The sequence below is a fragment of the Streptomyces sp. NPDC050485 genome, assembly GCF_044458185.1.
In the GTDB taxonomy this organism is placed as follows: Bacteria; Actinomycetota; Actinomycetes; order Streptomycetales; family Streptomycetaceae; genus Streptomyces.
The window spans coordinates 199,765-224,265 of the sequence record NZ_JBITHR010000011.1 but is presented as its reverse complement, the minus strand read 5'-3'; the positions used below and the strand labels follow the sequence as shown (position 1 = coordinate 224,265).

Annotated in this window: 21 protein-coding genes; 9 read left to right on the top strand and 12 right to left on the bottom strand. The window is 69.7% G+C overall.

The window, feature by feature from the left end:
• Positions 1-8: 8 nt before the first annotated feature.
• From ACIBK6_RS23345 to ACIBK6_RS23330, 4 genes are all read right to left on the bottom strand, one after another.
• On the bottom strand, positions 9-845 hold the full coding sequence (locus ACIBK6_RS23345) for a carbohydrate ABC transporter permease (protein WP_399053234.1): 837 nt from the start codon (positions 843-845) through the stop codon (positions 9-11).
• On the bottom strand, positions 842-1,807 hold the full coding sequence (locus tag ACIBK6_RS23340; protein ID WP_399053233.1) for a carbohydrate ABC transporter permease: 966 nt from the start codon (positions 1,805-1,807) through the stop codon (positions 842-844). The genes ACIBK6_RS23345 and ACIBK6_RS23340 overlap by 4 nt, the downstream gene beginning before the upstream one ends.
• Before the next feature lies 1 nt (position 1,808).
• The gene (locus ACIBK6_RS23335) at positions 1,809-3,170 is read right to left on the bottom strand and encodes an ABC transporter substrate-binding protein (protein WP_399053232.1); all 1,362 of its coding nucleotides are present in this window, start codon (positions 3,168-3,170) and stop codon (positions 1,809-1,811) included.
• A gap of 82 nt (positions 3,171-3,252) precedes the next feature.
• Positions 3,253-4,014 (bottom strand): DeoR/GlpR family DNA-binding transcription regulator, encoded by a 762-nt coding sequence (locus ACIBK6_RS23330; protein ID WP_399053231.1) that lies wholly within the window; start codon positions 4,012-4,014, stop codon positions 3,253-3,255.
• A gap of 650 nt (positions 4,015-4,664) precedes the next feature.
• Between ACIBK6_RS23330 and ACIBK6_RS23325 the strand changes: the two genes are divergently transcribed.
• The 4 genes from ACIBK6_RS23325 to ACIBK6_RS23310 all read left to right on the top strand — a co-directional run bounded on the left by ACIBK6_RS23325 (position 4,665) and on the right by ACIBK6_RS23310 (position 9,262).
• Positions 4,665-5,213 (top strand): sigma-70 family RNA polymerase sigma factor, encoded by a 549-nt coding sequence (locus tag ACIBK6_RS23325; protein ID WP_399053230.1) that lies wholly within the window; start codon positions 4,665-4,667, stop codon positions 5,211-5,213.
• Between the two features lie 359 nt (positions 5,214-5,572).
• On the top strand, positions 5,573-6,238 hold the full coding sequence (locus tag ACIBK6_RS23320; protein ID WP_399053229.1) for a transglycosylase SLT domain-containing protein: 666 nt from the start codon (positions 5,573-5,575) through the stop codon (positions 6,236-6,238).
• Positions 6,239-6,744: 506 nt separating this feature from the next.
• The gene (locus ACIBK6_RS23315; RefSeq protein ID WP_399053228.1) at positions 6,745-7,065 is read left to right on the top strand and encodes a helix-turn-helix domain-containing protein; all 321 of its coding nucleotides are present in this window, start codon (positions 6,745-6,747) and stop codon (positions 7,063-7,065) included.
• Positions 7,066-7,225: 160 nt separating this feature from the next.
• The gene (locus tag ACIBK6_RS23310) at positions 7,226-9,262 is read left to right on the top strand and encodes a hypothetical protein (protein WP_399053227.1); all 2,037 of its coding nucleotides are present in this window, start codon (positions 7,226-7,228) and stop codon (positions 9,260-9,262) included.
• Between the two features lie 61 nt (positions 9,263-9,323).
• On the opposite strand, the gene ACIBK6_RS23305 is transcribed toward ACIBK6_RS23310, so the two are convergent.
• From ACIBK6_RS23305 to ACIBK6_RS23295, 3 genes are all read right to left on the bottom strand, one after another.
• Positions 9,324-9,989: a hypothetical protein gene (locus ACIBK6_RS23305; RefSeq protein WP_399053226.1), complete on the bottom strand. Its 666-nt coding sequence runs from the start codon at positions 9,987-9,989 to the stop codon at positions 9,324-9,326.
• 231 nt (positions 9,990-10,220) lie between these two features.
• Complete coding sequence (locus ACIBK6_RS23300; RefSeq protein WP_399053225.1) at positions 10,221-10,898, bottom strand: hypothetical protein; 678 nt, start codon at positions 10,896-10,898, stop codon at positions 10,221-10,223.
• Between the two features lie 110 nt (positions 10,899-11,008).
• A complete protein-coding gene (locus ACIBK6_RS23295) occupies positions 11,009-12,580 on the bottom strand; it encodes a hypothetical protein (RefSeq protein WP_399053224.1) in 1,572 nt (523 codons plus the stop codon).
• Positions 12,581-13,052: 472 nt separating this feature from the next.
• Between ACIBK6_RS23295 and ACIBK6_RS23290 the strand changes: the two genes are divergently transcribed.
• Positions 13,053-13,181 carry a hypothetical protein gene (locus tag ACIBK6_RS23290; protein WP_399053223.1) on the top strand — a complete coding sequence of 43 codons (129 nt, stop codon included), beginning with the start codon at positions 13,053-13,055 and terminating at the stop codon, positions 13,179-13,181.
• 84 nt (positions 13,182-13,265) lie between these two features.
• Here the strand turns inward: ACIBK6_RS23290 and ACIBK6_RS23285 are convergent, their stop codons facing one another.
• Together ACIBK6_RS23285 and ACIBK6_RS23280 are read right to left on the bottom strand one after the other, a co-directional pair.
• On the bottom strand, positions 13,266-15,611 hold the full coding sequence (locus ACIBK6_RS23285) for an FtsX-like permease family protein (RefSeq protein ID WP_399053222.1): 2,346 nt from the start codon (positions 15,609-15,611) through the stop codon (positions 13,266-13,268).
• A complete protein-coding gene (locus tag ACIBK6_RS23280; protein ID WP_399053221.1) occupies positions 15,608-16,351 on the bottom strand; it encodes an ABC transporter ATP-binding protein in 744 nt (247 codons plus the stop codon). The genes ACIBK6_RS23285 and ACIBK6_RS23280 overlap by 4 nt, the downstream gene beginning before the upstream one ends.
• 128 nt (positions 16,352-16,479) lie before the next feature.
• On the opposite strand from ACIBK6_RS23280, the gene ACIBK6_RS23275 reads away from it, so the two are divergent.
• The 4 genes from ACIBK6_RS23275 (at position 16,480) to ACIBK6_RS23260 (ending at position 19,769) form a co-directional block, all read left to right on the top strand.
• The gene (locus ACIBK6_RS23275) at positions 16,480-17,349 is read left to right on the top strand and encodes a sensor histidine kinase (protein WP_399053220.1); all 870 of its coding nucleotides are present in this window, start codon (positions 16,480-16,482) and stop codon (positions 17,347-17,349) included.
• Positions 17,350-17,435: 86 nt separating this feature from the next.
• Positions 17,436-18,161 (top strand): response regulator, encoded by a 726-nt coding sequence (locus tag ACIBK6_RS23270; protein WP_399053294.1) that lies wholly within the window; start codon positions 17,436-17,438, stop codon positions 18,159-18,161.
• A gap of 8 nt (positions 18,162-18,169) precedes the next feature.
• Positions 18,170-18,772: a phosphoribosylanthranilate isomerase gene (locus ACIBK6_RS23265; RefSeq protein ID WP_399053219.1), complete on the top strand. Its 603-nt coding sequence runs from the start codon at positions 18,170-18,172 to the stop codon at positions 18,770-18,772.
• Positions 18,773-18,935: 163 nt separating this feature from the next.
• A complete protein-coding gene (locus tag ACIBK6_RS23260; protein ID WP_399053218.1) occupies positions 18,936-19,769 on the top strand; it encodes a hypothetical protein in 834 nt (277 codons plus the stop codon).
• A gap of 128 nt (positions 19,770-19,897) precedes the next feature.
• Here the strand turns inward: ACIBK6_RS23260 and ACIBK6_RS23255 are convergent, their stop codons facing one another.
• The 3 genes from ACIBK6_RS23255 to ACIBK6_RS23245 form a co-directional block, all read right to left on the bottom strand.
• Complete coding sequence (locus tag ACIBK6_RS23255; protein WP_399053217.1) at positions 19,898-21,850, bottom strand: collagenase; 1,953 nt, start codon at positions 21,848-21,850, stop codon at positions 19,898-19,900.
• Positions 21,851-22,092: 242 nt separating this feature from the next.
• On the bottom strand, positions 22,093-23,034 hold the full coding sequence (locus ACIBK6_RS23250) for a LysR family transcriptional regulator (RefSeq protein ID WP_399053216.1): 942 nt from the start codon (positions 23,032-23,034) through the stop codon (positions 22,093-22,095).
• A gap of 488 nt (positions 23,035-23,522) precedes the next feature.
• The gene (locus ACIBK6_RS23245) at positions 23,523-24,413 is read right to left on the bottom strand and encodes a patatin-like phospholipase family protein (RefSeq protein WP_399053215.1); all 891 of its coding nucleotides are present in this window, start codon (positions 24,411-24,413) and stop codon (positions 23,523-23,525) included.
• Positions 24,414-24,501: the final 88 nt, after the last annotated feature.

Sequence of the window (24,501 nt, the reverse complement as noted above, 5' to 3'; positions counted from 1 at the left end):
TCCCAGGTTCACTTGACTGCTCCGAGGGACAGGCCCTGGACCAGTTTGTCCTGGGCGGCGAATCCGGCGACGAGCACCGGCAGCGAGATGCAGACGGCGGCGGCGCACACCTTGGCCAGGAACAGGCCCTGGCTGGTGACGAAGCCGGTGAGGAAGACGGGTGCGGTGCCGGCCACGACGCCGGTCAGGACCCGGGCGAACAGGAGCTCGTTCCAGCTGAAGATGAAGGAGATCAGGGCGGTGGCGGCGATGCCCGGTGCGGCCACGGGGGCCACGATGCGCAGCAGGACGGTCGGCAGGCCCGCGCCGTCGATGGAGGCCGCCTCCAGGATCTCGACCGGGACCTCGGCGAGGAAGGACCGCATCATCCACACCGCGATCGGCAGGTTCATGGAGGTGTAGAGGATGACGAGGAGCCAGATGTTGTCGAGCATTCCGGCGTTCTTGGCGATCAGGTAGACGGGCAGGAGTCCGGCGACGGCGGGCAGCATCTTGGTGGAGAGGAAGAAGAACATCACGTCGGTCCACTTGCGCACCGGCTTGATGGACAGGGCGTAGGCGGCCGGAATGGCGAGCGCGAGCACCAGCAGCGTCGAAGTGACGCTCGCGGTGAGGGAGTTGATGAGGGGCGGCCAGGGACTCGTGCCCGTACCGGCGCCGAAGAACTCCCGGTAGCCCTGGAAGGTGAGGGCGGCGCCGACGCTCGGCGGGTTGGTCGCGGCGTCCGGCTCGCTGTGCAGGGAGGTGAGCACCATCCAGGCGAACGGCAGGAAGAAGAGCAGGCCGCTGGCCCAGGCGGCGATGCCCCAGATGCCGCGGCGCAGGGACGTACGGAAGACGGTCACCGTGTTTCCTCCCGGAACAGGGACGACACCGTGCGCAGGGCGAAGGTGGCGATGAGCATCGTGCAGGCGACGACGAGGACGCCTTCCGCGGACGCCTGGCCGTAGTCGTGTGCCTGGTAGAAGGTCTCGTACACGGTGTAGGGCAGGTTGGCGGTGTCCAGGCCGCCGGAGGTGAGGGTGAAGACGGCGTCGAAGTTCTGGACGACGTAGATGCTGCCGAGCAGGGCGGCGAGTTCCAGGTAGCGGCGCAGGTGGGGGAAGGTGAGGTGGCGGAAGACCTGCCAGGTGCTCGCCCCGTCGACGCGGGCGGCCTCCACGATGTCCGGGGGCCTGCTCTGGAGTCCGGCGAGCAGGATGAGCATCATGAACGGGGTCCACTGCCAGATGAGCGACACCTCCACGGCGGTGAGGGGTAGCGCGGACATCCAGTCGGGCTGGGGCGCATCGGCACTGCCGAACAGGCTCCACAGCCAGGTCAGGGTGCCGTTGATGGCGCCGTACGAGGCGTTGTACAGGGCGTGCTTCCACAGCAGGGCGGAGGCCACGGGGACGACGAGGAACGGGGCGATGAGCAGGGTGCGCACGGCGCCCCGGCCCCAGAACCGGCGATCGAGGAGCAGGGCGAGGCCCAGGCCGATGAGGAGGCTGACGAGCACCACGGCAGCGGTCAGTACGACGGTGGTGACCAGCGCCGAGCGCAGGGTGGGGTCGGTGAGCGCGGTCCGGTAGTTGGCGATGCCGCCGAAGCCCTTGGCGTCGGGTTCGAGCGCGTTCCAGCGCATGAACGAGATGAACAGCGTTCCCAGGAACGGCAGTTGGGTCACGACGATGAGGAAGACCAGCGCGGGGAGCAACGGGGCGCGGCGGGCCCAGACACCACGGCCGCGTACGGAACCACCGGCCGTCGCCCGCGCGCCCTCGGCGGAGCGGGTACGGCGGCGTGCGGTCACGGGGGCGGCCATGTCACCGGCCCCGGTGCTTGTCGGCGACCGCCTCGGCGCGCGCCTGGCCGGCCTTGAGGGCGTCGGCGACGCTGGTCCTCCCGGCGATCGCGGCGCTGATCTGCTGGGAGACCTGTGTGCCGAGGTCGGTGAACTCGGGGATGCCGACGAACTGGATGCCGGGGGCGGGCCGGGGCTGGCTGCCCGGGTCGGCCGGGTCGGCGGTGGTCAGCGCGTCCTTGGTGGCGGTGGCGAACGTCTGTGCCGCGGCGACGTACTTGGGGTTGGTGTAGGTCGAGGCCCGTTTGCCCGCAGGCACCTTGGACCAGCCGAGCTGTTCGCCGACGAGGTTCTCGTAACTCTTGCCTGAGGCCCAGGAGACGAACTTCCAGGCGTCGTCCTGGTTCTTGCTCGCCTTCTGCACGCCCCACGCCCAGGTGTAGAGCCATCCCGAGCTCTTGGTCTGCTCGACGGGGGCGGGTGCGTAGCCGACCTTGCCCGCGGCGGGCGAGCCGCTCGCCTCCAGGGCTCCGGCCGCCGAGGTGGCGTCGTACCACATGGCGACCTTTCCCTGGGTCATGTCGTTCAGGCACTCGGTGAACCCGGCCTGGGGAGCCCCGGCCTCGCCGTGCGCACGCACCAGGTTCACGTAGAAGGTGACCGCCTTGGTGAACTCGGGGCTGTCGACCTTCGCCGTCCAGTCCTTGTCGAACCAGGTGCCGCCCATGGTGTTGACGACAGTGGTGACCGGCGCCATCACCTCGCCCCAGCCCGGCTGTCCGCGCAGGCAGATGCCTTTCATCCCGGGCTGCGCTCCGTCGGCCTTGGCCGCGAGGGCGGCGACCTGCTCCCACGTCGGGTGGGCGGGCATGGTCAGGCGTTTCGCCGCGAAGACGTCCTTGCGGTACATGAGGAAGGAGGACTCGCCGTAGAAGGGCTCGGCGTATGTCCGGCCCGATGTGCTCAGGGACTCCTGGATGGCGGGCAGGATGTCGCCCTGGTCGAAGGCGCTGTCGGCCTTGGCCCGGTCGGTCAGCGGGGCGAGCCAGCCGTTCTTGGCGTAGATCGGTGTCTCGTAGTTGCTGATGGTGGCGATGTCGTACTGCCCGGCCTGGCTCGCGAAGTCCTGGCTGATCTTGTCGCGTACGTCGTTCTCGGGGAGCACCGTGAAGTTGACAGTGATGCCGGTGGACTTGGTGAAGTTGTCGGCGGTCAGTTTCTGGAGGTCCGCCATCTGCGGGTTGTTGACCATCAGCACGTTGATGGAGTGGGCGCCCGAACCCCCGCCCGCCCCGCCGGCGCCGGAGCACGCGGCGAGGAGCGCACCGCAGAGGGCCGCGGTGCCGGCGCGGGCGGTGTGCCTGCTTGTCCTCACGTGGATCATTCCTTCCTGAAACCTCTGGGCATGCCGAGCACAGCTCTGGGCGGCTCTCCTTCTCCGGTACGCCCGAACGCGGCGCCCCGTGTCAGACCCGGATGACCTGCGGGCCGAGCAGCGAGTAGCGGTGGGCTTCGGCGGTGGACAGACCGGTGTCGGTGATGATCGTTTCGAAGTCGGAGATCTCGGCGAACCGGCAGAAGCTGCTGGCGCCGAACTTGCCGTGGTGCCCCATGAAGACGCGGCGGCGGGAGACCTCCAGGGCCTTCGCCTTGACATCGGCGACGGCCGGGTCGGGCGTGGTGAGGCCGAACTCCCGTGAGATGCCGTTGGATCCGAGGTAGGCGAGGTCGATGACGAAGCCCGACAGCATCGAGCAGGCCCAGGCACCGACGGTGGCCAGGGTGCGGGCGCGGACCCGGCCGCCGAGCAGCAGCACCGTGGTGTTCGCCGACTCGGCGACGGCGACGGCCGTCGACAGCGAGGCGGTGATCACGGTCAGCGGGCGGTCGGTGGGCAGGAGCGAGGCGAGGATCTGGGGCGTGTAGCCCTCGTCGACGAACACGGTTTCCGCTCCGCCGAGCCACTTCACGCCCTCGGCGGCGATGCGGCGCTTGTTCTCCACGTGCAGGGTCACCCGCTGGGCGAGGTTGGTCTCGAATCCCGCGCTCTCCACCGGATAGGCGCCGCCGTGCGTGCGCCGCACGAGGCCGCGGCGCTCCAGCTCGCTGAGGTCCCGCCGAATGGTCTCCGGTGCCACCCCGAAGTCCGCCGCCACCACCGCGACCTCCACCCGGCCCTCCTGCCGCGCCAGGGTCAGCAGCCTGTGGTGCCGCTCTTCCGAACGCATCCCAACTACCTGCCCCTCTATGCCCGTTCGGGCATCCCGGGCCCGAATGAACCCGCCAGAGTTTTATACCGCCGCGGCGGTCACGTGGACCGGCCCGTTCCAGGCCACAGCTCGCCCGGATCTGCCCGTTTCCCCGGCAGTCCAATCGCAGGCCACCCGGCGGAAATCGGCGTTCGGGTGCCGCGCGGCTGCCCGTCGGCGGCACATCAGGCACCGAACCGGGCGGTTCGGGGGTGGCTGGATGAACCGGTTCCGGGCCCGGTCCGTAAGCCAAGCGCCGGTATCCACCGGCCGGAACTCCCTCAGGAGATGCCATGCCCGGCGCCGGCCGCCCCTGAGGTGCTCGCCGATCGCCGGTGCTGTCGCCTCCGGGCCCGGTTCGGGCAGCGGTCGAGAGCCAGCCGGGTACGAAACGGGCCTCCGCCGCGACCGTTCGGACACCGGAACCGGGCCCGCGGGCAGCGGTCGAGCACGTCGGGAGCACGTCGGCCATCAGGGAAACGGTCGGAGTCGGTCGTGATGTGTGTGTGAACGGGCCCTTCCGGTCTGCCCGTTTGGGCTTACAACATCTCCCATCGCTCCACGCGGCAGGTGGGCCCTGTCTGTTTCCGAGCGATATCCGACTGCTGGAGAGTCCGGAGGCAACGATCATGCCCGAGTTGGCGACCCGCTCCGACGCCCGTTGCATCGAACCCGACGAGGAGTTCCTGCGGGCCCTGTACGAGCGGCACGGGTCCGTGCTGCTCCGCTTCGCCACCCGGCTCCTCGGCGGCGACTGGCATCGCGCCGAGGACGTCCTCCAGGAGGCGGCGATCCGCGCCTGGCAGCACGCCGCCCAACTCGGCCCCACCGCTGATGCGTTGCGCCCCTGGCTCTTCCACGTCGTGCGCAATCTGGTCATCGACGGATACCGGGGGCGGCAGGCCCGCCCGCCGGAGGACCAGGTGCCCGACGTCACCCATCTGCCGGTGGCCGACGGGGTCGACCACGCGCTCACGAAGCGGGTGGTGGTGGACGCGATGCGCGACCTCGCGCCGCTCCAGCGCGAGGTCCTGCTGCACGTCTACTACCTCGGTCGCAGTGTCAACCAGACGGCACGCGCCCTCGGCGTACCGCCCGGAACGGTCAAATCCCGTACGCACTACGCCATGCGCGCTCTGCGGAGCGGCCTCAACAGCCGTGGCCTGACAGCTGCTTGATGCCGACTTCCTCCGGGCCCTCCGCGAAATCCAGTACCAGCCCGACGTCATCGAGGGATGCCTCACCGCAACCGGACCCACCCTGACGACATCACGCACACAGAGTCAGTAACTCCCGCTAACGCGGGGCCGGTGGAGACGTTAGGGCTGCGTTGGCGTGCACTGGAACGATGGCGCACACCCCCTCGGAGCCTCCCGGCCGCCGACACCCGGCCGGTACTCCGTCCGCCCGGCACCGCGAGCCCACAAGCTCGCAAGAGGACCCGATGCACGCCAACGAGCAAGCCCAGACCTCTGAGCGCAACGGCCCCCGCCACTCACGCGCTCAAACCCCGCGCAGCAGCGTCCGGGGGTTCGCGGTGGCATCCGCCACCGCGGTCACCGCCGTGGGCGCCGTCGTCGGCGTCGCCACCGGCAGCCTCGGCGCCGCTTCGAACGACAACGTCGAGGCGACCGCAGCCGACTCGACGCTCCTCGCCGACATACCCGCAGGACAGCAGGCCCAGGTCCAGACCGTGTCCCTGACGCGGCAGGCGGACGCGCAGGCCGCCCAGGCCGGTGCCGCGGCGAAGAAGTCCGCCGAAGAAGCCGCGCGTGTCCGAGCCGCGCAGGATGCCAAGGCCAAGAAGGACGCCGCCGACAAGGACAAGGCCGACAAGGAAGCCAAGACCCGCGACCTGGAGACCCAGGCCGCCAGCCGCTCGGTGAGCCGGAGCACTTTCCAGGTCCAGAGCTCCTACTCGATCTCGGAGATCCAGGCGATCGCCCGTCAGATCGTGCCCTCCGGCCAGTTCCAGTGTTTCAGCAACATCGTGAACAACGAGTCGAGCTGGAACTACCGGGCCAGCAACGGCACTGCCTACGGCCTCGTCCAGGCGCTGCCCGGCTCCAAGATGAGCACCACGGGCGCCGACTGGCAGACCAACCCGGCCACGCAGATCAAATGGGGCCTCACGTACATGAACGAACGCTACGGCAGCCCTTGCGGCGCCTGGTCGTTCTGGCAGGCCCACGACTCGTACTAGCTGGGTGACGGGGCTGGGGCGTCTGGTCGGGGCGACTGTCAGTGCCGGGTGCAAGGATCAACGGGTGCTTGGCGTACGGGACTTGCTCCTGTGGGCGGTGCAACCGTGCGAAGCCCTCCCGGTACAGCGCCTCGGCCAATCCCTCCTTCCCGCCGAACATCGTGTAGAGGACGTTGGCCGAGGCGCCGATCTCACCGGCGATCGGCCGGATCGTCAGCGCGGTGATCCTCTCCGGGACCAACAGACCGATCGCACAGTCGAGGACCGCCCACGCGCAGCCTCCTGCCCTGCGCGCAGGGTGTCTTGGTAAAGCGTTCTCATGGAAACACCACAGCTCACGGGTAACACGGTTACCAGCAAGGCGAATTGACGTTCCGTCCAGAACCCAGAACCCAGAAGGCGCGTGACTACTGTCACCGCTCCTCGTCGCTCGTGCTGGGCGCGGTCGTACGAGAGATGGCGTTACCGACTTCGGCTCGCCAGGGTGAACTTCCTTGAAGTCCCGGATGGAAGCGGTCGAGCTGTTCGAGCAGAAGATCAAGCCGATGGAGGTCGCACGTCGCCTGCGGGTGAGCCGCACGTCGGCCTACCTCTGGCACCAGCCGTGGCGGGACGGCGGCGCGCGGGCTCTGGCCTCCCGGGGGCCGAGCGGCTCGCGGTGCCGTCTGTCTCCGCGCCGCCTGGTGCCTCCCGGCCGATCCCCATGGAACCTTCACGGGCTGGTGCACAACCATGGCCAAACCATGGAGATGGTCACAGTCAAGTTGGGCTCCTTGTTTGGTTTGTCGCGATGTATCCGGTTGCCTGTCATGTGCGGGTCGGCATAGGAATGTGCGGCGACATCGAACGCATGTCGCAATCATCTACGAGTCGCTGCCGGTGGGCGCGAGCGGCGCGAGAGGACCAACACCCGTGTCTGGGAAGAACTTAAGAAGGATCCAGCTCTGCCCCGAGGGACCCGGAGGGCAGAGCCAGAAGGGAACCGTCTTGCCTGGTACGTCCAGAAGAAAGCTCATCCTTCGCCGGATAACCGTCGGCACCGCGGCGCTGCTGCTCCTGGGATCCGGGGTGGCGACCGCGACCGCGGCCGACGGTGGCGGCGGCTTCGTCCGCAACCTGAATCCGAACGCCGCACCGTCGACCCGGCCGGCCGCCGGGCCCGCGATGAAAGCCGTCGCCGCAGCGTCCCGGCCGGTGTCGGGCAAGAACCCCTCGGCCGGGCCGGGCAAGAAGGACACCTCCGGTGTCTGGCAGGTCACCACCCCCAGGGTCAAGCTGAGCAACACCGTGACCAACGCCGACGGCAGCACGGCCAACCTCACCTTCGAGGTCTGGACCGCCGACTCCTCGGGGAACGCCAAGACCCAGGTGAAGATCAGCGACAATCAGTACGGCGTCCTGGTGTCCGACTTCGTCAAGTCCGGTTCCACCGCCTCTGTGACCGTGGGGGCCGGAAGGCTGAAGCCTAACGTCGACTACGTCTTCCACACCTCCGCCTACGCCAAGGACAGCGGCCTGTACGAGACGTCGTGGTCGCCGTGGGCGCGGTTCCGCGTCACGATGCCCGTCGACCTGACCCTGCCCAACCCCAATGGCTCCGCGCAGAACCCGGACCAGTCCGCCCAGCCGTACACGAACTCGATGGCGCCGGCCTCCCCGTGGAAGACCGCGGCCGGCCCGAGCCGTGACCGCTCCGCCGCCCCCGGGATGTTCGGAACCCGCTGCACCGCCTCCTCGGACGGAGTGAAGGTGTGCGGCAAGGCCGAGCCCTACGACGGCCGTAACTTCACCCTCCACCGCGGCACCGGCACGCAGGCGACGGCCGCCGCGCAGTCGTCCCTGGTCAGCGGCTGCGACCCGGCCAACCCGCGGGCGGGGCTGTGGACCACGCGCTTCGAGGAGTGCTCGTCGTTCACCATGGCGTGGGAGGCTTCCCTCAACGACGTCCCCGTGGGCACCGTGAAGGCGCTGGTGGTCAACGAGCGTCAACTCGACCCGAAGTCCGGGAACATCACCGAGCGGATCAACGTCACCGACGTGGACGTTCCGGCAACCATCCCCGCGTTCACCCTGGACGCCCCGAAGATCGACTGCGAGCCCTCCGGCAACTGCGGCGTCCAGAACGTCAGCGGCTGGACGGGCGTGGCCGCATGGGTGCCCGGTGACCACCACAGCGTGACCGCGGACGCCTCCTACCTCTGGGGGCCGGACCTGACCGGACCGTCCTCCACCAAGCCGCAGGTGATGAAGCTCGGCGTCGCGGTCGCACTGCAGGGCAACCCGAAGATCCCGGGCAAGACGGTGCAGACGACCCCCGCGGTCTTCATGGACGTCGCGGGCGGCGACCTGGAGAACGGCGGAGCCTCCGACCAGATCCGCTGCGACAACACCAAGATCGTCAACAAGGTGCCGACGATCGGCTGCGTGTTCCACAACTACGTGTCGACCTACACCTTCAACGCGGCGAAGTACCCGCAGGCCTCGTCTCACGCCTGGCTGATCCAGCACAAGCTGGCCAACCACCCCGGCAGTAAGGCCGACAGCAAGCCGCTGTACTTCCTGCCCGACGGTGACATCAGCGGCAACCGGACGGTGATCTGCCCCACCGGATGGGCGGCGGCCAACGGCGACATCAGCGCCCTCAACGGCACGACGGACAAGGAGCTGAACTGCGACGAGTTCGCGTTCAACGCCACCTACAACAGCGGCGGGATGCCCTCGCTCGCGGGTGGCCTGAACCCGGTCAGCAGCGGGGACGCCTGTGTGCAGACCCTTGCGAGCAAGCAGGACGGCACCGTGCACCTGTTCAACATCGACGGCCTCGTGCCGACGTGGAAGGAGGTCTGCGGACGGTCCGCGATCTCCGGGAACGACAACAGCGGTTCGATGGCCGGGTTCGGAGCCTTCAACGCGAACCAGCGACTGCTGGACCGGGACCCGTACTGGCTGAACACGAACATGCGCGCGACGTGCTCCGCCGACAGCACGACCGTGAAGTGCACCATGACCGCGAACAACCAGTAGCACCACCTTACTCATAGGGGGCGCCGCGCCGAGTGGGCGCGGCGTCCCCGCTGCTACCGGTTCACACCGGCGAGGGCAGGTGCACCGCGGGCAGCAGCCCCAACTCGATCTCCCGACGCGGCAGCGACAGCCCGAGATGCTCGCCCACCGCCGCGAACAGCCGCTTCGCCAACTCCTCGTCCTCGTCCTCAGGGTCCTCGCAGCCGGGGAAGGTGTCCCGCACTGCCCCGGCCCGGTGCATGGCCGCGTCCAGTGCGGCGAACGTCCCGAGCCGGTCCCTGGGCGGGACCGCGGTCTCCAGCAGGCTGTCACCGGGCTCGCCGGAACTCACTTCGCCGGCTGCGTCGACGCAGCACACCCACGGGTGCTCGTGCAGGAAGCGGTCCAGGCAGACGAGTTCGTCGCCCTGCTCCACCAAGGTGTCCTGGCCCAGCCGGTCGAGGAAGACGAGGTGCCAGGTGGACCGCTCGACCTCCAGGACGTACGTCCACTCGCCGCTGCGGCCGAACATCGCCACGCTGTCGCCCAGGTTCACGCTCAGCCTGTCGAAGTCCTTGAACAGTGCGGGCCGTTCGGCCATGCCGCGGTCGGCGCCGAGGCGCACCACGAAGTCCACCGGTTCCACGCCCCGCACTGCCGTGAGGCTGATGTCCGAGAGCATCCCGTCCTTGGCGATCGCACCGCTGTACCAATGCTCGCCGATCCACGCCAAGCTGTTGTCCGTCACCCTGGCAACCCCTCTCCTAGACCTTCGCGCACACGTTAGTGACTTCGGCTGGTCAAGGTGACGTTGGACCACCGGGAGTCAGGCCGGTGCCGGCTATGAAGCCGTCGAGGGCGTCGGGCCGGTACTGGAGGCGTTTGAGCCGGTTGCGGACGAGTGCCTCGAGACTGCGGGGTGCGGCATCCCTGACGTAGACCGTAGGGGCAGCCGTTGTGGAACATGACGGAGCGTCACTTACCTGGCATCGTCGCCTATGTGTGACGAGCTTCTGGACACTCCAGCCGGGCACCGCAGTCCTGGCAAACGGCCGAGTACTTGATGGACTCCAACGCTGCCTGCCCCATCCCCACCTCCAACAGCGCGAGGTTGAACGACAATTCGAGGCGGAGGTGGCTGGCGCCACAGGGCGGTGGTGGCGCTGGTTGCCTTCAAGACCAGCTCGTGCGGCTGGTCGTCCGCCGCGGGCCACAGCTGGATCAGGTACGTCTCCACGGGCATGCCTTCGCTGCGCGCCTCCCCCTCGTCGCGGTTGGTACCAGCGACCAGCAGGGCGTACCGGCCGGCAGGAAGGTCGGCTCCCAGCGGCAACTCGGCCGGTGGGGAGGCATCTTCTCCGAGTAGCGAAGCCGGTCCTCCCGGCCAGTCAAGGGTGATGACCCCTGCGTCCTGCCAACTGCTCAGGTCCGTGGGCGGCTGGGCCGGCCATGTTTCGGCGGTGATGTGCACGGCATCGGACGAGACGCCCGTTGCGACCACGGCGACCGTGCCCTCCTCGAACGGCCGGGACTCGGCCGGGACGCCGAGCAGACCGTTGGGGGGCAGGTCCAGGCAGCCGGGTGGTGCTCCGGCGGTGGCCAGCGTGAATCGGTTGTATTCCACGATGAGGAGGCCGGTGATGCTCGTGGTGGGCACTGCGGGATGGGGCATGTGAGAGTGCCATTCGGATGCGGGCGGTGAGGAACCCGCTGCCCGGGGCGGCCAGTTGGCGCGCTGCGGGCAGCGGGCTCGTCAGTGGGACGGGCTTACTGGACCCACACCCGGAAGGGGTCGTTGTCCAGTACCCGGTTGGTCTTGTAGAAGCCGCCGAGGAACGACCCCTGATGGGAGTTGTCCGTTGCCGGGAGCATGCAGGACGACCAGCCGGTCGGGCCGGTCACGCCGGTGGGCACGGCCCAGGCAGCGTCCATCTCACACCAGTCGTCGCCGTTCGGTGTCTTCTGGATCGGTGGTGCGAACGTACGCGCTGTTCCTTGCGGGGTCGCCGACGCGGCGCCTTCGTATGTGGAGCGCATCGGGTACTCGTCACAGCTCTTGTTCGCCGGCCTCACCCAAGTGGGCGCGGACGGGCAGGCGCGGTCACCGTTACTGCGTTTCTTGGCCGAATCGGTCAGCCGGTGCAGGGGGTCGCCGGAGGGGTACTTGCCGGGCAACCCGGAGTTCTGCGCCGCCTCCACGTGCCAGCCGACCGTGGGATACAGGCCGTTCTTGTAGATCACCCACGTCGGTACGTACACCGGCACCGCGCATCCCGCACCGAGCAGCGCGCTCGGCGTCAGGCTCGGGGTGTAGTCACCCATGTCGTTGCCGTCGGTGGAGAAGGCGTTGTCGCAGCGCACCTGCGGTGGTGGCGGGACGGTGACGGTGTCCGACGGCTCGAAACCGAGAGCGGTGACGTAGTAGTTCCAGGTGGGAGCCTGGTGGGTGATCGCGCCGACCTCGTCGTGGGTCGGCTCCCAGTACGATTCACCGTCGTTGTTCTGATCGCGTTTGTAGTCGCCCGGCTTGAGCCCGGAGTCGGAGACCGGCTTGCAGTCCCCCGAACACGTGGCCCAGCCGTGAATCTGCTGAAGCCCCCAGAAGTCAAGTGTTCCGGCCCGCTCGGCGAAATACTTCGTGATACGGATCTGGTCCGCGAAGTCATCGATGTCGCCGGTCATGTAGACAAAGGAAGTCTCGAGGTGTTTGGCAGTTCCGACCACGATCGGGTCGCCGTTGGCGATCTCGATGTAGACGACCGTGACATCGCGGATCTGGCATTCGTCGGCGCGTGTGTACCACCAGCCGTTGAAGGCATGGTCGTAACACCATGACGGCAGCTGGACGTAGTCCTTGGGTGTGACGTCTTTCGCCGCGGTCCCGGTCGATTTCGCGCCCGCCAGGGACGCGGTGCGCTGTGCGTCGGTGCCTTCCGGCGCGGACCGCGCTTTGTTGATCGCCGCGTCCCGGGCGGCCCGGCTGGCGGCGGAACCGGGCGCGTTCACCTTCGTACAGGTGACGATCGTCTTGCCTGCCAGCCCGCCCGGTGCATCCGGTGGCAGAGGCTTGGCCTTCTTGCCCTTGGCCTTCAGCGACGCCGGCGAGCAGTCATCGGAGGCGATCGCCTGACCGCCAAGCTGCTGCGGCGGTGCCTTGGCAGCCGGGGCCGCAGCTGGCGGGGCCGGGGCCATCGGGTTCAACGGCGGCGCGGCCGCGGTCGCCAACGCCGCGCCAGAGGAACCGATCAGCGCCAAGGCGCCCAGCGTGGCGAGCAGCCCCAGCTTGAGCCGGTGCCGCCTGCCCGGTTTCGCCCGGGTATTTCGTGCCTGCTGTCTCACGTTCTTCCCTTCGACGGAAGGTGGAACGAGATCCGCTCGTGCTCAGAGGGCAATGGGGCCTGCACATGATCCTTCCGGAGCATCCCCCGACAGCATTCCCCCCAGCCGCGTATCTCCCCTTGCGGACAACAAGCCTGCGCACGCCTCACAGGAACCATCAAGGGGGTTCACAGAAATGGCCGAATAGGCTCACCTCCCCCTGAATACCCGCCTCCGAACTCCTGGTTCACACCCCTTGCGGACCGGCGTGGGGCGGAGACCAGGAAGACGTGCAACAGCTGAGCGTTTCCTGCGCTCTTGGGCAATGAACCTCGGGCTGCTGTCGCTCGTCGCTGCGCGGCCTCTTCATGCGGTTCCATGCGGTACAGGGCCGGGATCCCAGGTAGAGTCGGCCGCGCCCCGAAGTCGCCGCCCAGGGCTGGGACTTGTTCCGAATCCCCCGGTTGATCGAAGCGGCGGCCGGATGCTGGTCATGCCAGAACAGGAACAAGAGGCCACGCTGGGCCGGATCCGCGCATTCCTCGCGAGCAGACCGGAGACCGACCACGGCGAGTTCACCCTGCGGGTGCTGACCGGCGTGCTGCGCGTCCGGCGGCTGTGAAGCGCCACGTCGACAACGATCGATGACCGCGGGCGCCCGCCAGGGCGGCTGAAGCCCTGGCAGACGCCCGACGCCGCGCGGCCGTCACTCGTTGTGCAGGACCCGGGCGATGGTCTGCCGGGCCGCCGCGCGCGCCGGTACCACCGCGCCCAGTGCGGCGATCGCCACCCCGGCCAGCGCAAGGAGCGCCATCGATCCTGGGTGCCACACGTCCAGCATCCGGTCGGGGAAGGTGAGGTGGGCGCTGTGCTCGGTCATCGGGATCACCACACGGTACGCCGCGACTCCCAGCGGCAGCCCCAGGAGTCCACCGACCAGACCAAGCCCTGCCATGGAGACCACCAGCATCACCGTGACCTGCCGTGGCGTCATGCCGATCGACTTCAGCATCCCCAGGTCGCGCCGCCGCTCCCGGCTGCTGAGTACGACTGTGTTGAACACCCCCATCGCGGCGACCGCCGACAGCATCAGGGTCAGCACGGAAGCGGAACCGATCACCGTCATGGCCCCGGCGTTCACCGAGGTCTTCGCGTCCGGGTGGAGCCCGGGGTCGGCGGCCCGGACGGCCTTCGCATAGGCGTCGGCATCGGCCCCGGAGGTCAGCCGCACCCAGTACTGGTTGGCCTGCGCGCCCGGTGTGAGAGCGGTCACCGTCGTCCAGTCCGCGCGCATGTAGTCCGCCGGCCCCGACATGACCTCCCCGACGAGGGTGACGCGTTCCTGCCGTCCGTTCGCCGCGCCCAGCACGAAGGAGTCACCCAGCCGCAGTCCGTGCTTGGACAGGAACCCGCCGGAGGCCACCACTTCGCCGGGCGCCCGCATCCAGCGGCCCCTGGCCAGGTCGTCCTGGAGGGCCGACCGGCCCCCGCGATCGCCTTCGATCACCACGTCCTGGTTCTGCCCGGGCATCCGCACCTTGACGTAGCCCATGGCGGACACGTCCGCCGCGTACGGGAGTCCGCGCAGCAGCGCCTGGGCCGCGGCGTCGCCGTGCTGCGGGACGGTCTGCCCCATCCTGGCTTGCCCTCGCCACACGACCACCTGCGTCCGGTCGACGCCCTCGACCGCGTCACCGTAGGACACCATGGTGGCCGACAGGCCGGTGGCGAACGTCACCGTCGCCACACCGAGCAGCACCGCGGAGACGGTGAGCAGCGCCCGCCCGGGCCGTGCGAAGGGCAGGCCGAGGCCGAGGGTCACCGGGCGCGGCAGCCGCACCCCGCTGAGCCACCGCTGCACCGCCGGCCCCCGTCCGCCGCTGGGCGCGCTGCCCGCGCTGATCGCACGTGCCGCGGACATCCGGTGGGCGCGCAGCGCCGGGATCAGCGCGGCCAGCAGCACCACCGCGGGCATGCCGAGTGCTGTGGTCGCGTACACCCAGGAGGCGACGGTCGGTGTGACGTTCATGGTGCCGAGGTCCGCGCCCTGGAAGACCTGGTGCAGCAGCGGCCGAGCCACCGCCGCGCCGAGTGCCGTGCCGGCCGCCGCGCCTGCCGCCGCGGGGACGCAGACCATCACCAGGTAGACCGCGACGACCTGATTGGGCGTGAATCCCAGGGACTTGAGCACCCCGATGTGCCGGAAGCCGGACACCACGGCACCGCTCACCACGTTGGCCACGATCAGGACCGCCACCAGCAGGCCGAGGACGCCGAAGGCCATCAGGAACGGCACGAAGGCGTTGGGCTTGGACGCGATCTGCGCCTTCAGCGTCAGATACGACTGTCCGGAGACCAGCGATCCGGACGGCAGGCCGGCGGTCACCGCGGCGGTGCCCGCAGCGATCTGACGGGCCGTCATAGAATCGTCGAACCGGTAGAGCATCTGGTACGTCGCGGGGTGCAGGGCCGCGATCTGCTGCGGGGAGACCCATGCCTGCCCGGTTCCGCTCACGCTGGACGCGAGGCCGACGACGGTCAGCGGCGGCAGCCCGGGCAGCTGGATCCGCTTGCCGATCGGCGAGTGCGGACCCTCGCCCATCCCCGGTGCGTCCACCGACGCCAGGACCATCTGGCCGGGGCCGGTGACCCAGTGCCCGACGAAGAGGTCGAGGCGGTCGACCGGGCCACCGGGGTCCGGCCGCCCCACCACGGTCAGCGGGCCGGCCGCCATCCCGGGCATCTCGGCGGCCGCGTTCTGCGGGATGTCGACCACGGCCTGCGGGAACGGCCCGGCCACGGCCTGTACGCCCGGACGGTGCGCGGTCCGCGCGAGATCCGTGCCGGAGACCTTCGCCGCGTCGAAGGTGGCGACGACGTGCGCTCCCTGCGCCTGGCCGAAGAGCCGGTCGAACGGTCCGGACGCGACGTCCAGCAGACCGAGAGCGACCACGAGGGCCATGCTGGAGACGAGGACCACGACCCCGATCACGGTGGTCTGCAGCCGGCGGCGGCGCACGGCCGCGCGCGAAGCCCGCCACACCGCGCTCATGCCGACCGCTCCAGGGTCTGCTCGCCGGTGATCCGGCCGTCCGCCATGGTCACCAGGCGGCTGGCGCAGCGCGTGGCCAGCCGCTGATCGTGCGTCACCATCAGCAGTGTCTGGCCCAGTTCGTTGAGGTCGATGAGCAGGTCCATCACCTGCTCGCCCGCGTGGCTGTCCAGCGCGCCGGTCGGCTCGTCCGCAAGGAGCAGCGCGGGACGGTTCACCAGCGCGCGGGCCACCGCCACCCGCTGGCGCTCGCCGCCGCTCAGCGCGGCGGGGTAGACGTTCCTGCGGTCGGCGACGCCGAGTTCGTCCAGCAACTCCAGCGCCCGGCGCCGGGCCTGCCGGGCCGGTGTTCCGGTGAGCTGGGCGGCCAGGGCGACATTGTCGATCGCGGGCAGGTCGTCGATGAGGTTGAAGAACTGGAAGATCATGCCGATCCGGCGGCGCCGGAAGAGCGCGAGCCCGGTCTCGTTGATCCGTCCCAGGTCCTCGCCGTGCACGCGCACCGAACCGGCGCTCGGCCGGTCGAGGCCGGCGATCATGTTGAGCAGGGTGGACTTGCCGCAGCCGGACGGGCCCATGACCGCCACCGCCTCCCCGGCGCCGATCTCCAGCGACACCCCGTTCAGGGCGACGGTGTCGCCGTACTCCTTGCCCAGGCCGCTCACCCGGACGACTTCTTGGTCGCGCACGGCGGACGGGCCCGCCCCGGGGGTCGTGCCGCTGACGTTTTCGGTGGTCATGTCAGGCACGGTAGGCGGCGCGGACCGTCCGGGCGTCAGCCCCCGGAGGTAACCCGCGCCGGCAGTCATCCTGGGGATGTACGGGGTGGACCCGGAGGGGGACGCCAGTACGCCCGCCGCCTGGCACGATGGACGACGTGTGGACATCGGGGACGGGCCAACTGCTGATCGCCCTCACGACGGTGAGCCTGGCGGTGGCCGGGGTGACCGCCGTGCTGCTGGCGCGCGCTCGCCACCGCTGTCGCCGGGTGCTGGAGGACCGGGGCTGGCTGCTGGAGCGCGAGCGGGAGGCCGCCGCCCGCACGGCGGTGGCGGCCGAACGGGCCCGCATCGCCCGCGAGTTGCACGACATCGTCAGCCACAAGGTCAGCCTGATGGTCGTCCAGGCGAGCGCCGCTCGCGAGGTGCTGGTCACCCTGCCGGGCGAGGCGGAGACCGCGCTGCGGGCCGTCGAGGGTGCCGGACGCGACGCGATGACCGAACTGCGCCACCTGCTGGGCCTGTTGGCGCCGTCGCCCGACGGCGACGACGACCGGGCCGGGCAGTACGGCGAGGGAGACGTCTCCGAGCTCGCACCTCAGCCGAGCCTGAGCCAACTGGGCACCCTCGTCGACCGGATCGCCTTCGCCGGCCTCCCGGTCGAGGTGCGGATCTCCGGCGAGCCGCGCCCGCTGCCGCCAGGCATCGACGTCACCGCCTACCGGATCGTCCAGGAGGCGCTGACCAACGCGCTCAAGTACGGCGACGGTGGCCCGGCGTCCGTGACGGTGCGCCATGCCGACCACAGTCTCCGGGTCGAGGTGCTCAACAGCGGACCGAGCGTGCTGTCCGCCGACCGCGCGGGCACGAGCTCCCGCAAGCGCCGGGACGACGGGGCGGGGCGCGGCCTGATAGGTCTGCGCGAGCGCGTCGCCGTCTACGGCGGCCACTTCGACGCCCGGCGCCGCATCGGCGGCGGCTACCGCGTCCGTGCCCGCATCCCCCTGGAGCGCCCGTGACCGAATCCGCCCCCGGCCGCCGCGCCCCGAACCGGGTTCCGGACGCGCAGGACGCGGGCCGGGAAACCGGCGCCCCGCGCGTCCTCATCGCCGACGACGAGGAGCTCATCCGAACCGGCTTCCGCCTCATCCTCACCTCGCGCGGCATCGAGGTCGTCGGCGAGGCCGCGGACGGTGTGCAGGCCGTATCGGAGGCCGAACGGCTGCGCCCGGACGTCGTCCTGATGGACATCCGGATGCCCAATCTAGACGGCCTGGAAGCCGCCAAGCGCGTCCTGCGGCTGCTCCCGGGCTGCCGGGTGCTCATGCTCACCACGTTCGACCTCGACCAGTACGTCTATGCGGCGCTCGCCGCCGGTGCGAGCGGCTTCCTGCTCAAGGACGCCACCGCCGCCCACCTCGCCGCGGCCGTACGACTGGTGGACACCGGCGATGCCCTGCTCGCCCCTTCGATCACCCGCCGTCTGGTCGAGCGCTACGCGACCGCACGCGAGGCCGACCGGGCCGTCCCGAACCGCCGTCCCGTCACTGCGGCAGCCACCCCCGCGCTCCACCGCGACCTGGCTCCGCTGACCCCGCGTGAAGTCGAGGTGCTGGCCCTGATGGGCCGGGGCCTCTCGAACACCGAGCTCGCCGGAGCCCTCACCCTCAGCGAGTCCACCGTGAAGACCCACGTCGCCCGGATCTTCGCCAAACTCACCCTCCGCGACCGCGCCCAGGCCGTCGTCCTCGCCTACGAGACGGGCTTGGTCGCCCCCGGCGGTCCTGCCACTGCGAGGGGCTGGAGAGCAGGCGCTGCCGCATTTGATTGACTCGGGGCATGAGTGATCTCTTCGTCAAGATCTGCGGTCTGCGGACCGAGCAGGACGTCGACACCTGTATCGAGGCCGGAGCGGATGCGGTCGGCTTCGTTTTCGCGTCCAGTGCGCGCACGGTCGACGCCGACACCGCGCGGCGGCTCGCCGAGCGGGTGCCGGCGCGCGTCCTCACCGTCGGGGTCTTTCGTGGGCAGTCGCTGCACGAGGTACGGCGGCTCACGGAAGAGAGCGGCATTCGTGCCGTCCAGCTGCACGGGGACGAGGGGCCGGAGTACTACGAGGCGCTGCGGGCCGAGGGCCGTAACCTGATCCGAGCCACGTCCGTCACCGAAATCCCCGCCCTGCTCGGCGAGTTCGGTGAGGACATGCTGCTTCTCGACGCGCCCGACCCCGGCTCGGGCAAGCCGTGGAACTGGGCCTCCCCCGACTTCGCAGCCCCCACCGGCCGCTGGCTCCTCGCGGGCGGACTGCACCCGGGCAACGTCCGCGCGGCCGCCGACGTCACCAGTGCTTGGGGAGTGGACGTCTCCAGCGGCGTGGAGAGCGAACGCGGCGTGAAATCAGCCGAGTTGATCAGGTCGTTCATCACGGCGGCCCGCCACTAGCACCCGCACCGCACCGCAGGCGCGCCCCAGGGCTGTACCGGGTCCTCATCAACCGGCGCGCTTATCGTGTGGCTGCGCACGGCTGGCGGTACGTGCGGTCCCCGCATACCTTTCCGGGGGCGCGTCGGGCATCGAGGGGGCGGATTGCCGGGTGGATCACGCGATGACTGAGCGGGCGGTGCTGGACGCGCTGACGGCGGTGCCGGCCGGGGTGCCGCCCGTCAGCCACGGCTGGACCGAGTCGCTCTGGGAACTCTACGAAGCGTACGAGAAGAGCCGGTCAGGACGCGGGCCGGCGCCGCAGCTCACTGCCGAGCAGACCGATCGCTTCGCCGCCCAGTGGGGCCGCCAGGAGCACTCCGCCGAGGCACTCGGATTGCTGGGAGAGTTGTGCGTACGGGCCGGGCGGGCAGGGCTCGCGGCTCCCGCCGAGGCGGCCGGTCTCGCGGTTCGGCTCGCGCGGGCCGGCCTGGCCGCGCACGAGGCGGTCACCCTGCTGTACGCGCTCGGGGCCCCGCACGGCGAGCAGGCGCTGCTCGCTCTGGTCAGGGACAGGGAGATCGGCGAAGCGGACCGGCTCTGGGCCCGCGAGCGCCTGTTCGCTCTGCGCCGGGGCGGATACCGCGCGCGGGGCGAGCAGGCGCCGCCCGACTGGCTCGAAGTCCGGCTGCTTGTACGGGAGTTGATGCCCATGGCGGACCGGGTCACCCGGGAGCGGATGGCAGAGGCGGAGCACGAGTGCGCGTTGCTCTGCTTCGACGGCGGCGAGGGCTTCGGGGCGCTCTGGACCACGCGGATGGCGGCCTGGCTGGCGGATGAGATCTTCGGCGCCCTGGGCCGCGGCCCCGACCCGGCTGCGCTGACCCCCTGGGCCATGGACCTCGCCGAGCAGTACGTCACACGCGGCATGGCCGCCGAATCGGCACGCGGCTTCCTGCGGCGGACCGAGGACGCGACCCCGTACGGCCACGAAGTGGTCCGCCGCCTGAGCCCATGAGACCGCGTCCCGTCCAGCGTCATCCACAACGAGAAGGGGATGTGTCGACCATCGAGGTCATCAAGGAGGGCTCCTGGACAGGCCGGTCACATCCGCCTGTCCAGGAGCCTCGCCCCATACCGGAGGTCTCAGTGCCGTGAGGCGCCGTATCCTCCCTGGGCGTTGCAGCCGCCGGCCGCGCACGCGTCGAGCCAGGTGTTGAAGTCATCGTCGTAGCGGTTGCCGATGTCGGAGTTGTAGACGGCGTAGCCGCCGGCGTAGTCGCCGACCCGGAACTTGGCGAGCATGCTCTGGATGTCCGCCGGGTGTTTCTCGAACATGTACCGCACCGCCAGGTAGCCCCAGGGGTACGTGCGGGTCACATCGCTGTTGGCGTACGTGCTCTGCCACAGCGTGCTCAGCGCATAGGTGTGCTTGCCTGCTTCGGTGACCGCCTCGGTGTCGGTGACACCGCGATAGCTGTAGGACACGTACTCGGCCAGGCCCTCGATCCACCAGACGTCCGGCACGGTGGTCTCTTGGCCGAAGTCGCCCTTCATGTCGTAGCGGCCGTCGAGATAGTGCGTGTACTCGTGGTTCAGGTTCCAGATCCGGGCCGTGAAACCGTCGTCGGAACTCTTCTGGTACATGATGGAACGGACCTGGTTGGCGGGGTTGGTCGGGTCCCCGGTCAGGGTGATGCCGCCATTGTTGGTGTCGACGCCGAATATCGTCCCCGCATACGTCCGGTAGTCGGTGGGACTGGCGAAGACCACGAGCTGAATGGAGTCCTCGTACTGGCCTGGGACCGGGCCGTTGTCGTTCACGAGGCTGTGGAAGTACCCGTCCTGCTTCTGGAGGCCGGCGCAGGCGGCGTCGAGGTCCTCGGGAGTCAGCGCCTGCGCCCGGATGGTGAGCGTCCCGTCGCAGGTGTGGCTGATCGGCAGGGCTGCCGCGGTGAGTTTGTCGGCCAGGTTGCAGGTGTCGAAGTACGAGCAGTTGGCCTTGTCGTAGGAGTCGGCCATGTTGGCCACACCGACCCATAGCGGGGCGGTCCGCCCGGTGATCGACGAGGCGTCCAGCAGCCCCTTCATCAGCGGCCGCACCTTGTCCTGGAGCTCGGAGTGCTGTAGGAAGCGGGCCATTTCGATGCCGGCGTTGGAGGTCAGGAACGAGTTGTCGGTGCCCAGCAGGTCAAGGTGGTTCCGGGCAAAGGCGTCGACAGTGTCGATGATGCTCGGATCGGCCGTGACCGCCTGGACGAAGGCGGTGTTCTGATGCCCTCGGAACAGCGGGGTGAAGACGTTGTTGACCGCGTTCACCATGGCGGGGAACGCGTCGTAGGAGCTGTTGTAGCTGTCCAGGACCTGCTTGTACGTACTGAGGTACCGCCCCTGCTCGTTGGCGCTGTCGGTGAGGGTGATCGCCTCGCCGACGACGGCGCCGTTCGCGCCGCTGACGTCCATGAAGTGCTGGTTGGCGACGAACGCGTCCAGGGCGCCTTCGATGGCGGTCGCCAGGTCCTGGCCGTAGGTGCCGACGTCGCCCGGGTCGTTGTACTGGACGTAGTAGCCGGCGCGGAGGAAGAGGATGAGCTGCTGCGCGCCGGTCGAAGCGTCGCCGGGATAGGTCGCCGAGGCGCTCTGCAGAGCGTTGGCCATGGTGACCATCTGGGCCTCTTGGAACACGTCGTGCGCGTTCGTGCCGGTGGCGGTGAAGAGCGTATTGACGCAGTCGGTGGTCGATGCCTTCACGAAATCGACCAGCTCCGATCCGCTCCGGCTGCCGAAGTCGGCCGGTGTACAGGATGCCGCAGCGGCATGGTGCGCAGTCTCTTTCGCCTTCGCCTTCACCTTCGCCTTCTGCGGGCGCAGTTGGGCGGGGGCAAGCGGCTTGCCCTGCACATCGGCGTCGTCCGATGCGGTGGTGGTCGGGCCTGTCGGTGGCAGCGGTCGCACCGCCTTGTGGGATCGGGCGGCGGCGGTGGTGTGGGCGGGCGAACCGGGGGCCGCAAGAGTCGGGGTGGTCAGTAGACCGACGGTGGTGGCGAACGCCGCCATGCCGACGGTCAGGACTCTACGTGGGGGGTATCTATGGCGCATTGCTGCTCCCTTGTGAATTCATGCGCCGTGTGGGGGTTGGCCGGCGCCTGAAGACTGTGGCATTCCGTTTGACGGCAAGGCCATGGGCTGAGGGACAGCATCATCGGCGGGCACGCCACAACATCCGCCCCGGCTTTGCCGGTTCCCCGGGCCGCGCGGCGGACGCGCCGGTCCGGTGCCGCGCCTCGCAGCGCCCGGAGCTCAACTCGGTGCGAGCCGAACCCTGGTGGACCAACCGTCGTTCAGGTCCGTGACGCCCAGGCGTGGAAGTGCGGCGACTGGGCGATGAGATCGCGGTAGGACTCGGTGGCGGAACCGAAGAGCGTCTCCACGACCTCATCGGTCAGGCCCTCGCGTCGCCAGACGAGCAGATACCGGCACCACAGCGGTGTGCCGCTCAGCGGTTTGACAAGAACCCCGGGGATCGGCCGGATGGTCGCCTGGACGATGGAGATGCCGAGCCCATCGGCGATCATGTGCTGCAACTGAAGCTGGTCGCCGAGGAATTGGTGGATCGCCGCCGGGGTGAATCCGGCAGATTCGCAAGCCGCGTAGAACACGCCGGGCCAGCCGGCCCCGTCGTCAGGGGTGAGGAACCAGGCGTCGTCGGCCAGGTCGGTGAGCGCGACCTCCGTGTGGTGCTTCACCCGGTGGTGGGCAGGGACGGCGACGAACGACGGCTCGATGACGATCGCCCGATGCGCCACCGCATCGGAATGCCGCAACTCCAGGCCGGGATAGTCCACGGCGATCGCGGCGTCCAACTCGCCCTTCTCCAAAAGCTCCACGATCTCGGAGGAGGCATAGACGCTGCTGACGGTCAGCGCCAGCTCCGGCAGACGACTGCGTATCCGGACGACCGTCCCGGAAAGGACCGGTGAGTTGGTGGCGGCCAGACGGAGGGCCTGACGCACTCCGGCGGCACGGCCCGCCCGTCCCCGTCCGATGGCATCGGCGCGGTCCAGGACATCGCGCGCCTGGGCCAGAACCTCAGCACCGTACCGGGTCGGTTCCACGCCCGACACTTTGCGCTCGAACAGCGGCTCGCCGAAGTAGCGCTCAATCCGCTGGAGTTGCGCGCTCATCGCCTGCTGCGAGTACCCGAGAACCCTCGCGGCCCGGCCAAGGCTCCCCGCGTCAGTGATCGCGCACAGGGCCCGCAGGTGCCGAAGTTCCAGGTCCATTCGCACTCCTCCGCGTCATGTGCTGCCCGAACGGCCAGGCTGAATGGCCATCAGTACAATGTCACACACGTCTGGCCTCGATCTTTCACGAGGGTCCGCCGGTGTGCGGCCACCGACTGCCCCGAGCGTCCTGCCCCCCGCCGCGGTACGGCGCACAGCGGGCGCATGCGAACCGCCCACCAGGGCCCGGCAGGACGGGCCGACGCCCGCGTGGGGTGTATCCAGGAGGGGCCGACGCCCGCGGTGGGTTGCATTCACCACATCGGCACTGCATCCATCCTCACTGGACCGATAGGGACCTGCGCCTGCCACTGACTACGCGCGGCACGCGGTGATCTGTGGACGCGGTGTGCGTGCAGGGCGGGGCAGGGGTTGGCGCCTGGACCACCCAATGGCCCTGCCAGACCGACTCCGACGGCACCCCCGCCGCCAACGAGACCTTCTCCCTCCACCCTCAGATCCGCTGGCGCACCCGGCAGGCTCCCTCCTCACTCCGGGTGCCCGGCTCCATGCGTGCGCCCCGTGTACCACATGGCTTCCAGCGCCCCCGCGAGGCCGATTCCCTGGGTCCGTCCGGCCAGTGCGGCGGGACGCCGTCGTTGTGGGTCGTAGATGTTCGGGCCGATCGCGGCGACGCCGGCTTCGTCCGGTACGACGAGGTGGACCTGGGCGTGCTCGCGCAGCACGGCGGCGTCCTCGGCGGCTCCGGGGATCTGCCCGTAGCCGTTCGGCAGCGGGGCGATGACGATGATCCGGTCGTGGCCGCCGGCCAGCAGTGCGTTGGCGGAGGACACCATGCCCCCGTCGATCCACGGCCGCCCGTCGATGCGCTCCAGCGGCCACACCCCGGGGACCGCGCCGCTCGCGGACACCGCGTCCACGAGCGGAATCCCCGACTCCTGGTCGAAGGCGCGGAGTTGCCCGGTGTCGGCGTCGATGGCGGTGACCTTCAGCGCGGCGGGCCAGCCGGCCGTCGACAGCCGTGATCGCACCACCTCGCGGCGCAGCGCGAGCGGCACCGGCTCGGGGTCGGCCTTGGCGATCGCGCCGAACGCCGCGCCGACCCGGTGCCGGTCGCAACCGCCCACGGCGAACGCCTCGTACCAGGCCGCCACGGTCGCCCGCGACGCCGCGACGACCGGTTCGGTGTCGTCCGGCCGGAGCTGGGCCGCGTACATCTCCTCGACGTCCTGGCCCCCGGCGAACGCGGCGCCGACGAAGGCCCCCGCCGAGGTGCCGATCACCGTGTCGGCCCCGCGCAGATCCACCCCTGCCTCCAACAACCCGGCCAGGACGCCGACTTCCCAGCCGCTCCCCGTCACTCCCCCGCCTCCCAGCACGAGGGCACGGGAAGGGGAACCTCCGTTCCGGTTCGCCATGGCGATCTCCTCTCCGCGCACATCCGCATCGACGTCGAAACTGGGTCCTAAATGGTACTCCGTACCATACGGGTCTGCGTTCGATGGC

Excerpts from the sequence above, each read along its gene's own strand:
- ACIBK6_RS23315 (WP_399053228.1), top strand. The coding sequence starts at position 6,745 with ATGGAAGCGGTCGAGCTGTTCGAGCAGAAGATCAAGCCGATGGAGGTC.
- ACIBK6_RS23265 (WP_399053219.1), top strand. The coding sequence starts at position 18,170 with ATGAGTGATCTCTTCGTCAAGATCTGCGGTCTGCGGACCGAGCAGGAC.
- ACIBK6_RS23280 (WP_399053221.1), bottom strand. The coding sequence starts at position 16,351 with ATGACCACCGAAAACGTCAGCGGCACGACCCCCGGGGCGGGCCCGTCC.
- ACIBK6_RS23340 (WP_399053233.1), bottom strand. The coding sequence starts at position 1,807 with ATGGCCGCCCCCGTGACCGCACGCCGCCGTACCCGCTCCGCCGAGGGC.
- ACIBK6_RS23290 (WP_399053223.1), top strand. The coding sequence starts at position 13,053 with ATGCCAGAACAGGAACAAGAGGCCACGCTGGGCCGGATCCGCGCATTC.
- ACIBK6_RS23285 (WP_399053222.1), bottom strand. The coding sequence starts at position 15,611 with ATGAGCGCGGTGTGGCGGGCTTCGCGCGCGGCCGTGCGCCGCCGCCGG.
- ACIBK6_RS23260 (WP_399053218.1), top strand. The coding sequence starts at position 18,936 with ATGACTGAGCGGGCGGTGCTGGACGCGCTGACGGCGGTGCCGGCCGGG.
- ACIBK6_RS23325 (WP_399053230.1), top strand. The coding sequence starts at position 4,665 with ATGCCCGAGTTGGCGACCCGCTCCGACGCCCGTTGCATCGAACCCGAC.
- ACIBK6_RS23255 (WP_399053217.1), bottom strand. The coding sequence starts at position 21,850 with ATGCGCCATAGATACCCCCCACGTAGAGTCCTGACCGTCGGCATGGCG.
- ACIBK6_RS23245 (WP_399053215.1), bottom strand. The coding sequence starts at position 24,413 with ATGGCGAACCGGAACGGAGGTTCCCCTTCCCGTGCCCTCGTGCTGGGA.
- ACIBK6_RS23330 (WP_399053231.1), bottom strand. The coding sequence starts at position 4,014 with ATGCGTTCGGAAGAGCGGCACCACAGGCTGCTGACCCTGGCGCGGCAG.
- ACIBK6_RS23335 (WP_399053232.1), bottom strand. The coding sequence starts at position 3,170 with ATGATCCACGTGAGGACAAGCAGGCACACCGCCCGCGCCGGCACCGCG.
- ACIBK6_RS23275 (WP_399053220.1), top strand. The coding sequence starts at position 16,480 with ATGGACGACGTGTGGACATCGGGGACGGGCCAACTGCTGATCGCCCTC.
- ACIBK6_RS23250 (WP_399053216.1), bottom strand. The coding sequence starts at position 23,034 with ATGGACCTGGAACTTCGGCACCTGCGGGCCCTGTGCGCGATCACTGAC.